Consider the following 12,815-nt stretch of genomic DNA (forward strand, 5'->3'; position numbering starts at 1 on the left):
ATAACTTAATTTTCAGTTTATTGTATTGGGTTATTTTTTTAGAAATAGAACGGTATGTTCTAAAATAAGAAAATTTGAAAAGAACAGGTGATTTCATAAATATATTTGGCTAGCACGTAATTAATGAAATTTAATAATTTAATTATATAAGTAGAATCATATTCTATAAGTTTAAGAAAATATATGAAGTTGTGTATAAATTGTGAATAATAAACCGTCACGTTTGACTGTACAGTTTATGTGTTGTATGATGTAAGTAATATAAACAAGGGGGGAAGATCGTTGGGAAGGTGTATCGAATCGGACAGTTGGCTCTCATGGCTCACGTGTCGAAACGAACGATTGATTATTATACGAATCTAGGTATCTTAAAAGCGGAGCGATCTCAATCTAATTATCGCTATTACGACGAAACAGCATTTGAGACATTACAATTTATTGAGAAGTGCAAAGAAATGCATATGCCGCTTTGTGAGATTAAAGAGAAAATCGAGGAGAAGAAGAAGCTGCTCGGTATCAATGAACACGTTTCGAAACAAGTGAATGAAGTGACAGACCATATTCACCGATTAGAAGTGGAGCTTACTGAGTTAAAACCGCTTTTAGATGAATTGACTGATTCACAACGTGAAAAAATATCGAAATCTTTATCAGGTCAAACGACAGCTTTAATACAGACACTTGCTCTATTATTATAGAATAAGTGAAATCCGACCTCTTTAATTTTTGTATCGGGCTATGTTTTCTAACAAATAAATAAGAAAACATTATAGTATACAGGAGGTGGACACCTTAGTTTTTTAACTAAGGGGATTCATTGGAAATATTTAATTTAGTCATGGTTGCGATTTTAATCGCATTTACTGGATTTTTCGTAGCAGCAGAGTTTGCGATTGTAAAGATACGTTCAAGCCGTATCGATCAGCTTGTTGCGGAAGGAAAACGCGGTGCTTTAGCAGCGAAAAAGGTAACAACAAATTTAGATGAATATTTATCTGCTTGTCAATTAGGTATTACAGTTACAGCTATGGGATTAGGTTGGTTAGGTGAACCGACAATCGAAAAGTTATTACACCCGTTATTTGAGAAATGGAACTTAAATCCTTCTATTTCATCAGTATTAACATTTGGTCTTGCTTTTATGATTATGACGTATTTACACGTTGTAGTAGGGGAATTAGCTCCGAAAACGATGGCAATTCAAAAGGCTGAAAGGGTAACGTTATTATTGGCAGGTCCATTAATGATGTTCTATAAAGTAATGTATCCATTTATTTGGGTATTGAACGGTTCAGCTCGTGTGATAACTGGTTTATTCGGTTTAAAGCCAGCTTCAGAACATGAAGTAGCTCATACAGAAGAAGAATTACGTCTTATCCTTTCAGATAGCTATGAAAGCGGCGAAATTAATCAAGCTGAATACAAGTATGTAAATAACATTTTTGAATTTGATAATCGTATTGCGAAAGAGATTATGGTACCGCGAACAGAAATCATTGGTTTCTACCTGGAAGATTCAGTAGAAGAACACATGAAAGTAATCCAAAATGAGCGATACACACGTTATCCGATTTTTGGGGAAGATAAAGATGATATTATCGGTATGGTCAACGTAAAAGATTTCTTTATTCGATATATGACCGAGGATCAAAAAGATTTATCATTTATTCGCTCGTATATGCGTCCGATTATTGAAGTGATGGAAACGACTCCAATTCACGATTTATTACTTCAAATGCAGAAAAAGCGAATTCCGATGGCTGTTTTATATGATGAGTACGGAGGAACAGCCGGAATTGTAACGCTTGAAGATATCTTGGAGGAAATCGTCGGCGAAATTCGTGACGAATATGATGAAGATGAAGCACCACCAATTCAACATGTGAACGAGCAACATATCATTGTTGATGGAAAAGTGCTTATCTCAGAAGTGAAAGATTTATTTGGATTACACATCGAAGAAGATGATGTGGATACAATCGGTGGATGGATTATGATGCAAAATCATGAAATCGAAGAAGGACAACACGTTGAGGCGGAAGGTTATGAATTTAAAGTGTTAGAAAAAGACGCTTACCAAATTAAACGTGTTGAAATTCGTAAGATGGAACAAGAACAAGAAGAAGAGAAAGCAGCAACTGTGTAAGTTGCTGCTTTTCTTCTAAAGTACAAAAAATGAGAACTTAGGAGCGGATATTTTGATTCAAGAAGCCTTACGTGTATATCGATTACAATTGTATGTGATCTTTAGTGGTTTACTACTTATGTGGACGATTACTCCGTTTGGAAAACAAGTGACAGGGTTTGGTATTGGATTAGCAGTAAGCGCCTATTGTCTTTGGTTATTAGCTCGCAGGGTGGAGAAACTCGGAAAAAGTATCGTAATGAAGGAAAAGGCTCCTGGGTTAGGAGTTCTAAACCGATTTGCAGCTGCCATTTTAGGAGCAATCATCATGTATGAAATTGAGCATGAAATGGAAATGTGGGCATTTGGTACAGGCATTTTAGGTGGTCACTTTTTAATGATTGCAAATTTAGCTTATGCGAATATGCAGTTAGTGAAAGAGGAAGAGGAAGAGAAGCAAAGGGAACATGCTTCGAAAAACATAGAGCTATGATGAAAGGGGCCTAATGGGGTTCCTTTTTTGTGTTTAAGTGAGCTAATGAAAGGAATCAATTTTACGACAAATATAATACGCTTCTTTTTTTCGTTTTTCAATAGTATGAAAAATAATGTAAAAAAATTTAAAAACCCATCGATTTCTAAAGGTTATGTATGTTATTATGACAAAAGACTTTTTGAAAGAGGTGGATACCAATGTTACAAGCGTTACTTATTTTTGTGCTTCAAATTATTTATGTTCCAATTTTAACAATCCGTACGATTTTGCTTGTAAAGAATCAAACAAGATCCGCTACTGGTGTTGGATTGTTAGAAGGAGCTATTTACATTGTCAGTTTAGGTATTGTGTTTCAAGATTTATCAAATTGGATGAACATCGTTGCCTATGTCATTGGCTTTAGTACAGGACTTTTATTAGGCGGTTATATAGAGAATAAATTAGCAATTGGTTATATTACGTATCAAGTTAGTTTACTAGACCGTTGTAATGAATTAGTAGATGAACTACGTCACTCTGGATTTGGTGTTACGGTATTTGAAGGCGAAGGAATTAATTCTATACGTTATCGCTTAGATATCGTTGCAAAGCGCTCTAGAGAGAAAGAACTGTTAGAAATCATTAATAAAATTGCACCGAAAGCGTTTATGTCTTCTTATGAAATCCGTTCATTTAAAGGCGGATATTTAACGAAGGCGATGAAGAAGAGAGCGTTAATGAAGAAGAAAGATGAACATGCATCGTAAAGAAAAGGGGGTAGTGCAGCTTTAAAAGCATGGCATAATCCCAAAATAAAAAAGAGAGGAATCAAGTTTGAAAAAGATTCCTCTCTTTTTTATGTATTATTTTTTTCTACTCTTTCTTAAATTAACAAGTAACCATACAACTTGAATAATTATTGGTAATATAAATGCAATTAATAAAACGATAAAGGCTATTAATTTCAGCTCAGGTGTTTGAGTAACACCGGTCCCATCAACCTCTCTTAGCAAAATGATAGCTGTCAATATCCCGAAAGCTATAATCCAAAATATGTTACCAATCCACCAATAAATCCATCTTCTTTTCATGCTAGCACCCCTTATATTTACCCACTGTTAAAAGTAAATTTTCGTTCGTTACATTTATAATGAAATGCCTATAAAATTAATTTTTTTTAACTGTATACCTAACTTGTTTAAAGGTTACCATTTCTCCATCTTTATCATCATCTTTTGTTTGCAAAAGTTGAACTTTTGGCTTGTAGTCCGTCCTATGAGCGTGTTCGATATCTTTAATGTTAAGCTTGTAGGATTCACCATTATTAATTTTTTGTTCCAATACTTTTTTATTAGCAACATAAATAAAGGTCACTTTATTTTCATCAATGCCCTCGGTCTTAATTTCTAATTCATTATCTTTTGTTGTAATGGTTGGTGTTAATAATTCCATACTGCCGTTTCCAGTTTCTAAAGAATTTCCTGCAATAGCTGAACATCCGGATAATATGATTCCGGTGAATAGAAGAACAGCTAATTTCTGTTTCATAACATCCCTCAATTCCATGTGAATTTTGATTTTGGTATTGCTAGATTACTAGTGTGGAGCGTAAATGTTTAGTTAGTACCCTTTTAATTGTACCATAATATGTAAATTAAAACAGGATGTATATCCAATTTAAGGGAGATTAAAAAATTTACTGATTGTTGTAAATTCGTGTGTTTTAGCTTCTATTTCAATCGAAATGTAGACGAGAGAAAGAAATTTTTTTATAGAAATTATAATTTTTACATTTTACAATAATGATAGGGAATAGATGAATTCATTTACTTCGGAGGTAGTTATTTGAACATTAATGAGAAGGCAATTGAAATGTTTGAACAAAATAAATATGAGGAAGCAATGGAACTGTTTCAACAAGCAGTACATGAATCTAGAGACGTACAATCTCTCAATAATCTGGCTTGGATGTACTTTTATGAGGAAGAGAATGATGATAAAGCTCTTGAATTAATAAGAGAAGTTGTTAAGTTGAATCCTTCTTCATACTTTCCTTATAACATCTTAGGGGAAATTTACACGAAACAAGAAAAATGGGAAGAAGCGAAAGAAGTATTGCAAAAATCTATTTCGATGCAACCATCGGATGAAGCATTTCACAATGTAGCTGTAGCGCATTATAACCTTGGAGAGTTAGAAAAAGCTTCGGAATTTTTTTTGCGAGTTGCAGGGGATTCGGACTATATAATGTATAGCTATGTAAAATGCTTAATTGATTTAGGGCGAACGACAGAAGCGAAAGAGAAGTTAGATGCTTTTAACAGGAAATCTGATAATTTTTTAGGAGAAATTCATGTAGCAGATTTATATGTTGAGTTGAATTGCTATAACGAAGCAATTGAATGGTTCGAAAAGGGATACAAAGAAGTTTGGAAAAGTCCTAACTGGATTGGTAGGTTTGTATATGCTCTATATAAAGCTAATAATTTCTCCCGTATAAATGAAGTTATACAGGAATCTATCGAAGCGAAAACATCAGAAATAGAAGATGTTCAGAATGAAGAAGTAGAAGAAAACTGGACAGAAAAAGATAAGAAAGAGTTAATTGAGGAATATACAGAAGAGAATAATTGTTATAAAACAATGATAGAACGTATCAAATCTGGATATGTTCCAGGGTTAGAATTTGAAACTTATCATTTAGGGGGGTGCTATTTATTTGGTTGTAAAAGACATAATCATCTTGAATATGAAAAATAAAAAGATTCGACTGTCAAGTATGATGGTCGAATTTTTTTATTATAGGTTGCTTGTCTAAAGGTACCATTTCAATTGTAATGTGTTAAAGAGGTTTCGTCTCATTACATAGGTATATATCCTCTTTAGAGCTCCCTTTTTTAATATTTAAAATATGGAGTGAAATAAAACCAATAACTCCTATTCCGCCGAAAATAAGCCATGGTGTATACATTCCGTTTAAATTGGATGTAAACGATGTCCCGGTATAGTTACCGATGATAAAACCAAATGCGAGTGATAGTTGATAAAATCCGAAGAAAGTGGCTGTATATGATTCATTACTGTAATTTGCAATAGCGATATCAGCGTTAGGTAATACGAGTGTTTCACCGATTGTAAATAAAATTACACAAATAAAGAGCCAATATGGGTGTTGAAATAAAGGAATGAGTAAAAAGGAAATACTCATTAATAAAACACCGTATTTAATAATCGAAAGTGTGTTGTATTTGTGGAATAATTTTCGGAATAATACCATAAATATGACGCCTGTTATCGCATTTATCGTAATAACGAGTGTAGCAAGTTGATTGCTATTACTAATGTTTTTCATATGAAGTGGAAGTGCGACAGTAAGCTGAGTAAACATAATATAGAAGAAAATCATGATAAAGGAAAACAGAAGGAAAGACTTGTTTTGTAAGATGGCCTGTATTCCTAATGTAATAGACGTGTTTTCAGTAGTGACTTGGAAGTGATTTTTAAGTAAGTAAAAGATAAAAGCAAATAACAGCATAAGAGATCCTGTTAGAGAGAAAGCGTAGAGTGGATCGAGTAAGAGTAAGAACCCTCCTGCAATTGGTCCGATTATTGCACCGCAATTAAAGCTAAGGTTTAAATATGTAAATAAATTTTTTCTCAAATGAGCTGGCTGTGAGCCAAATATAGCGCGAGCGGCAGGTTCGTAAAATGCAGTTCCGAAGCCAATAAGTGCAGAAGAAATAGAAATTGTATAGAAATCAGAGCATATTCCTAAAGCGATAAATCCGATTCCTCTCAAAAATAAACCAGCTATCATCATAATGATATAGCCTATTTTGTCAGCAATTAACCCTGAGAATAATGGGATAACTCGTGATGTAATTGTCATAACCGTCAACACTGTTCCTACTTGGACAGCAGAAAAATGAAGAAAGGTTAATAGATAAATAGCTAAAAATGCGTATACTGCAAAATACCCAAAAGACATAAAAAATGAAGAAATAAGCATGAAACGTATCGGTGTTGAGAAACTTTTCATAGAAATCCCCCTAATTATGTAACCAGTAAAATTATTTGATGGTTAACTATTTTATACTATAATTATACATAAAGTCAGAAAAAAGTAAATTTTAAGAAGAAGGTGGATCGAATTGAATCAAAACGCTCCAAATGAACTAGAATATATTCGGGAATTTTTAAATACATGGAGAATACCAAACGATACGAGAGAGCCAATTGATTTGCTGCAAACAAAAGAAGATATAAAGCTCTTTATGAAAGAATATTTTGATGAAGAGTTTCCATTTCATACGATAGAGGAATTAAGAGGTTTTCGAGAAGATATTCGGATGACAATTGAAGGCGAAGAATCATTGCAAAAATGGTTAGAGAAATACCCATTTCATGTACATATAAAGGAAGATATGAAAGGTATTACATATGAACCAGTATATGAAGAGAATGTGTATACAAAAGTGCTAAGCATTGTGTTAATGTCAATTCAAGAAAATGTGTGGGGAAGGTTAAAAGCATGTCCAGATTGTCGCTGGGTATTTTATGATCATTCGCGAAATGGAAGTAAAAGATGGTGCGGTATGTATGCTGGAGAAGAAGGAGGAAGAGCATGCGGGACGATTGCAAAAGTGAAAAACTACCGGGCGAAGAGAAAAGGGCGATCTGGTTATGATATGTAAGTAATATTAGAGAAAGAAAAATGGATGGGGGGAATGCTATGGAAGGCACACAAATGTTAGCTTTAAACAAAAAGTGTTGGGATACAGTTGCACCATATTTCTTTCAAGTGGATTGTTTACCGAAATATGGTCCGTATACGGCGTCTGAAGATGAGATTCATTTGTTCGAGTCAATTAGAAATAAAAAAGTTCTTGATATTGGGTGTGGAAGTGGAAGTGGAAGTGGACATTCGTTGCAATATATGGCAGAGCATAGGGCAGAGGAAGTATGGGGTCTTGATCTTTCAAGTGAACAAATTAAAACAGCGAATAAAACGTAAAAGCGTTGGAATCCAAAGTTAATATGCGGAGCAATGGAAGAAGAAGGAGATATTCAGAAAGGGTATTTTGATATTATATATTCCATTTATGCATTAGGTTGGACTTCAAATTTAGGAAAAACAGTAGAGTTTATATATTCCTATTTAAAGCCAGGAGAAAGTTTTATTTTTAGTTGGGAGCACCCAGTATATTCAAACTTACAGTATGGTACAGAAGAAGTTGCTATAAAGTCTTCTTATCATGAGGAAACGTCCATTACGTTTGAAACATTTAAAGGAGAAAATGTACAAGCGATATTATATAAGAGAAAAATAAGTACATATATAAATGAGTTAAATAGAGCAGGCTTTATAATTGAGAGAATAGAAGAGCCTGAACCATCGAGCTCGTTTGATGGAGAACTAGCTGAGCCGTCTACGAAATATTATTCTTTATATAAAGCTAGGATGGTACCAACTACTTTTATTATTAAGGCGAGGAAATAAATTGTTTTATAAAAAGAAGCCTATCGTTTCAAATAGTTGAAATGATAGGCTTCTTTATTTTTAAAAAAATAAGGTCAGAGGTGTACTTTTTAAAAAAAAATGCATTTCATATAAAAGGTGTAATGATTTTAGGGAAGGGGGATTGTTGTGCGTCATCATAAAAATTGCAAAAAATTCGGAGTGGCACTGCCTCTTCCGCTTATAGGTGCAACTGGTCCAACAGGTAATAGTGGCCCTGTAGGTCCAACTGGAGGGCATGAAGGTCCTGTTGGTCCAACAGGGATGACTGGACCGACGGGAGCAACTGGTCCCCAAGGTCCTCAAGGTATCAGGGGAATACAAGGTTCGCGAGGGACAACAGGAGCGCAGGGAATACAAGGAGCTGTTGGTGATACCGGAGAGCAAGGTATAACTGGTTCAACTGGCCTCCAAGGTGCTCAAGGATTAATCGGAAACCAAGGTCCAATTGGTGATATTGGAGTACAAGGATTAGAAGGAACACAGGGAGCTACGGGTCCTGCTGGTAGTCAAGGAATACAGGGCATACAAGGAATACAAGGGGAAGTAGGTGAGCGAGGACAAACGGGGGCACAAGGAATACAAGGAGAGAGAGGGGGAACTGGAGTTCCAGGGGTAACTGGTTCCCAAGGTCCTCAAGGTGTTCAAGGGATACAAGGAGAGCAAGGGGCTACTGGTATACAAGGAGAAGACGGCGCTCAAGGAATACAAGGAATTACTGGAGAACAAGGACACCAAGGTGATCAAGGGGCACAAGGTGTAGTAGGAACAACTGGTTCTACTGGAATACAAGGTCCTCAAGGTATAAGCGGAATAAAGGGAATAACCGGTGTAACAGGCCCTCAAGGTCCACAAGGAGTTCAAGGAATACAAGGAGTAAGTGGATCCACAGGTTTTCAAGGAGCAAAAGGAGTACGAGGGATAACAGGAGCAACTGGTCCTACTGGTACACAAGGCTCAGAAGGACCACCGGGTGGTCCGACGGGTGCGACTGGTTCAACAGGTGTAAGCGGAGGGATAGGACCAATTGGAGCGCAAGGAGTGCAAGGTATAACAGGTCCAACAGGTCCTCAAGGTGTAAGGGGAGCCCAAGGTTCCCAAGGTGTAGTTGGAGCAGTTGGAGTCCAAGGGGCACAAGGTCCTCAAGGTAACCCAGGTATAACGGGTCCAACGGGTGCAGAAGGTTCTCAAGGAATACAAGGTACGCGTGGAGTAACTGGTCCGACAGGTGCAGAAGGCCCTAAAGGTATTCAAGGTATTCAAGGTGTAATAGGCCCAACAGGTGCACAAGGAATGGTGGGAATACAAGGGATAGCCGGTCCAGCTGGTGTTACAGGAGCGGAAGGAGTTCAAGGTGAACAAGGAATCCGAGGAGCAACTGGTCCAGCTGGAGCGCAAGGTATACAAGGAGTACAAGGAATTCAAGGGGAAACAGGAGCAGCTGGAGCACAAGGTCCTCAAGGAGTGCAAGGAATAATCGGTCCGACTGGAGCTATTGGTTTGCAAGGTCCTCAAGGATTACAAGGAATAACGGGTCCAACAGGAGTTCAAGGAGTGCAAGGAATACAAGGAGTGCAAGGAATAATCGGTCCAACAGGAGCACAAGGAATTAGAGGTCCCCAAGGAAATACAGGGGAGGTCGGTATAACTGGCCCTCAAGGAGTCCAAGGGGCACAAGGTAGTCAGGGACCCCAAGGCCCACAAGGGAATATTGGAATTACTGGTGCAACGGGTGAAACTGGAGCTACTGGAGCAACCGGGTCAACTGGACCACAAGGTGTGCAAGGTGTTCAAGGGATTACGGGAATACAAGGAATAACAGGAATGACAGGCGATATAGGTGCAACGGGTCCGCAAGGAATACAAGGTATACAAGGAATTCAAGGTTTGCAAGGCCCAATTGGAGCAAGTGGGGTGACAGGTGCTAGTGGTAGTATAGGCCCAGTTGGAGCGCAAGGTAGTCAGGGGCAAAACGGAGCGGTTGGACCAACAGGCGCAACTGGTAATGTAGGATCAATAGGTTTCTCGGGGATAGCAGGAGCGACTGGTTTACCTAGTGGGGGCGGTTATTTCTTTTCCACTGCAACGAGTACAATTGCAGCGAATGCGCTAATACCAATTAATTCTGGTTCTACAATTTTTGGAGCAGGAGTTAGTTTAACAAATGCGACAACTATAACGTTAAGTACGCCAGGGATATATTTAATAAGTTATTATTTTCAAGGGGATGCAATTTTGGGGAATGAAACGATTTCGGTAAGGCTTGTTTTAAACGGAACGCAAGTCGCAGGGAGTTTTATTCTTTATGTTACAAAAGGTAATTTTATATTAGAACCAGCGATTTCAAATACGATGGTAATTGAAGTTACTTCTCCAAATTCCACTTTGTCATTACAAAATGGTCCATTAGCTATTGGGCATGTAACGACATTAGCGGGAGTAATAACAGCTAGCTTAAACATATTACAAATAGTTTGATGCGTTACAAACGGGAGGAGATGCTTGTGAAGAATCAAGATAAGTGTAGTAAGTTTCAAGCACCTATTCCTTTTCCGCCGCCAGGTATTACGGGGCCCACTGGACCAACCGGTCCAACAGGTGCTTTAGGTGGACCAACTGGACCGCAGGGAATACAAGGCGTACAAGGTCCAATCGGTCCAACAGGTCCGACAGGAATACAAGGGGTGCAAGGGGTACAGGGAGAAAATGGTCCAACAGGTCCAACAGGTTTAACTGGACCACAAGGCTCTCAAGGTAGTCAAGGACCTATGGGAGAACAAGGCCCACAGGGAATACAAGGTGTTCAAGGAATTCAAGGCGAAAGAGGTCCGACAGGTCCAACTGGTATTCAGGGAATACAAGGAATTCCTGGTCCAATCGGTCCAACAGGTTCAACAGGAATACAAGGCATACAAGGAATGCAAGGGGAAGTCGGTCCGACAGGTCCAACAGGAATACAAGGAATACAAGGAGTGCAAGGGGACAATGGTCCAACAGGTCCGACTGGAAATACTGGTATACAAGGTGTTCAAGGTAATTTAGGAAGTAGTGGTTTACAAGGTATAACAGGAATACAAGGAATACAGGGTCTAATTGGTCCAACAGGCCCAACAGGTTCTCAAGGAATCCAAGGGGAACAGGGGCCAATGGGGCCACAAGGGGAAACTGGTGTTCAAGGTTTACAAGGTCCCCAGGGAGAAATGGGGCAGGTAGGTCCAACCGGTTCTCAAGGAATCCAAGGAGTGCAAGGTGTAATCGGTCCGACTGGGGCAACTGGTTTACAAGGGGATACAGGTCCAACTGGATCAACCGGATCAACTGGGATAACCGGTCCGACTGGTTCTGCAACGGGTCCAACAGGAGCAACAGGTCCAACCGGTCCTCCGGGAGGCCCAACCGGTCCAACCGGTCCAGCAGGATCACCAGGGGGTCCAACCGGTCCGACTGGAGCAACAGGGGCAACAGGGGCGACAGGAGCAACAGGAGCAACAGGAATCCAAGGAGTGCAAGGAATACAGGGTCCAACAGGAGCAACCGGTTTAACAGGTTTGCAAGGGGTACAGGGGCCGATGGGGGCAACAGGTCCAACGGGTGACCAAGGCATTCAAGGTCCACAAGGGATACAAGGAGTAACCGGCCCGACAGGTCCGCAAGGTCTACAAGGATTACAAGGCTCAATCGGCCCAACCGGTCCGACAGGTCCCCAAGGAGTGCAAGGGGCACAGGGTCCAATCGGTCCAACCGGCCCACAAGGGGTTCAAGGTATACAAGGTGAGCAAGGAGTAAGGGGAGCGACAGGTCCAACTGGTTTACAAGGTCTACAAGGCGTACAAGGTCCGAGTGGCCCAACTGGCTCACAAGGAGTGCAAGGCGTACAAGGTCCGAGTGGCATAACAGGCCCAACCGGTCCTCAAGGAATACAAGGTATCCAGGGACCGCAAGGAAGTATAGGCCCAACCGGTCCTCAAGGAATACAAGGAGTGCAAGGTCCCCAAGGTCCAACAGGTCCGACAGGGGCAACGGGTCCTCAAGGAATTCAGGGAATCCAAGGTCCGATTGGTCCAACTGGTCCCCAAGGAATTCAGGGGATACAAGGAGTGCAAGGTCCAATCGGCCCAACTGGTCCAACCGGCCCTCAAGGTCTACAAGGAATAACCGGCCAGGCGGGCCCAACCGGTCCAACAGGAGCAACCGGTCCGACTGGAGAAACTGGTCCCCAAGGTCCTCAAGGAATTCAAGGATCACAAGGAGAAATGGGTCCAACGGGAGCAACCGGCCCGACTGGAGAAACGGGTCCCCAAGGTCTTCAAGGAATCCAAGGTCCCCAAGGGATAACGGGTCCAACGGGAGCAACCGGCCCGACTGGAGAAACGGGTCCCCAAGGTCTTCAAGGAATCCAAGGTCTCCAAGGGATAACAGGTTCGACGGGAGCAACCGGCCAGACGGGAGTGACTGGTGCCACTGGCCCGACTGGAATACAAGGCATACAAGGAATAACTGGAGCAACAGGGGGAACGGGAGTAACAGGCCCAACCGGCGCCACTGGTCCAACCGGCTTAACTGGAGCAACAGGATCATCTGCTATATCGACAGGTGGTGGCTATTTCTTTTCTACATCAACAAGCACAATTGCAGCAAGTGCCAATATTCCAATTAACTCGGGATCCACTGTATATGGAACTGGTGTATCTTTAACT

General features: G+C 39.9%; 11 protein-coding genes and 1 pseudogene. 9 read left to right on the forward strand and 3 right to left on the reverse strand.

Annotation, left to right across the window (positions count from 1 at the left end; translation table 11 throughout):
- Window positions 1–290: 290 nt before the first annotated feature.
- From MHI28_RS30710 to MHI28_RS30725, 4 genes are all read left to right on the forward strand, one after another.
- Window positions 291–698, forward strand: coding sequence for a MerR family transcriptional regulator (locus tag MHI28_RS30710; protein WP_000285639.1), 408 nt, complete (start codon window positions 291–293; stop codon window positions 696–698).
- Between the two features lie 119 nt (window positions 699–817).
- Entirely contained in the window at window positions 818–2,146 is a 1,329-nt protein-coding gene (locus MHI28_RS30715; RefSeq protein WP_000402254.1) for a hemolysin family protein, read from the forward strand.
- Between the two features lie 52 nt (window positions 2,147–2,198).
- The gene (locus MHI28_RS30720) at window positions 2,199–2,618 is read left to right on the forward strand and encodes an ATP synthase subunit I (protein ID WP_000613871.1); all 420 of its coding nucleotides are present in this window, start codon (window positions 2,199–2,201) and stop codon (window positions 2,616–2,618) included.
- 200 nt (window positions 2,619–2,818) lie between these two features.
- Complete coding sequence (locus MHI28_RS30725) at window positions 2,819–3,367, forward strand: DUF2179 domain-containing protein (RefSeq protein WP_340828437.1); 549 nt, start codon at window positions 2,819–2,821, stop codon at window positions 3,365–3,367.
- A 96-nt stretch (window positions 3,368–3,463) separates the two neighbouring features.
- On the opposite strand, the gene MHI28_RS30730 is transcribed toward MHI28_RS30725, so the two are convergent.
- On the reverse strand, window positions 3,464–3,691 hold the full coding sequence (locus MHI28_RS30730; protein WP_000830329.1) for a DUF3923 family protein: 228 nt from the start codon (window positions 3,689–3,691) through the stop codon (window positions 3,464–3,466).
- 76 nt (window positions 3,692–3,767) lie between these two features.
- Window positions 3,768–4,148 (reverse strand): hypothetical protein, encoded by a 381-nt coding sequence (locus tag MHI28_RS30735; RefSeq protein ID WP_000810640.1) that lies wholly within the window; start codon window positions 4,146–4,148, stop codon window positions 3,768–3,770.
- Window positions 4,149–4,445: 297 nt separating this feature from the next.
- Here MHI28_RS30735 and MHI28_RS30740 point away from each other — a divergent pair, with 297 nt between their 5' ends.
- Window positions 4,446–5,360 (forward strand): tetratricopeptide repeat protein, encoded by a 915-nt coding sequence (locus MHI28_RS30740; protein WP_001024467.1) that lies wholly within the window; start codon window positions 4,446–4,448, stop codon window positions 5,358–5,360.
- A gap of 82 nt (window positions 5,361–5,442) precedes the next feature.
- Here the strand turns inward: MHI28_RS30740 and MHI28_RS30745 are convergent, their stop codons facing one another.
- Window positions 5,443–6,639: an MDR family MFS transporter gene (locus MHI28_RS30745; RefSeq protein ID WP_000834869.1), complete on the reverse strand. Its 1,197-nt coding sequence runs from the start codon at window positions 6,637–6,639 to the stop codon at window positions 5,443–5,445.
- Window positions 6,640–6,751: 112 nt separating this feature from the next.
- Here MHI28_RS30745 and MHI28_RS30750 point away from each other — a divergent pair, with 112 nt between their 5' ends.
- The 4 genes and pseudogenes from MHI28_RS30750 to MHI28_RS30765 all read left to right on the forward strand — a co-directional run.
- Window positions 6,752–7,294 carry a CGNR zinc finger domain-containing protein gene (locus tag MHI28_RS30750; protein WP_001072943.1) on the forward strand — a complete coding sequence of 181 codons (543 nt, stop codon included), beginning with the start codon at window positions 6,752–6,754 and terminating at the stop codon, window positions 7,292–7,294.
- A gap of 38 nt (window positions 7,295–7,332) precedes the next feature.
- Window positions 7,333–8,100: pseudogene (locus MHI28_RS30755) on the forward strand (class I SAM-dependent methyltransferase).
- Window positions 8,101–8,247: 147 nt separating this feature from the next.
- A complete protein-coding gene (locus tag MHI28_RS30760; RefSeq protein ID WP_340828438.1) occupies window positions 8,248–10,596 on the forward strand; it encodes a collagen-like protein in 2,349 nt (782 codons plus the stop codon).
- 20 nt (window positions 10,597–10,616) lie between these two features.
- Window positions 10,617–12,815: BC_3345 family exosporium-associated protein (locus MHI28_RS30765; RefSeq protein WP_340828439.1), on the forward strand; the 2,199-nt coding region annotated here is incomplete at its 3' end.

This window comes from Bacillus sp. FSL K6-0268, from assembly GCF_038005425.1.
GTDB lineage: Bacteria > Bacillota > Bacilli > Bacillales > Bacillaceae_G > Bacillus_A > Bacillus_A thuringiensis_S.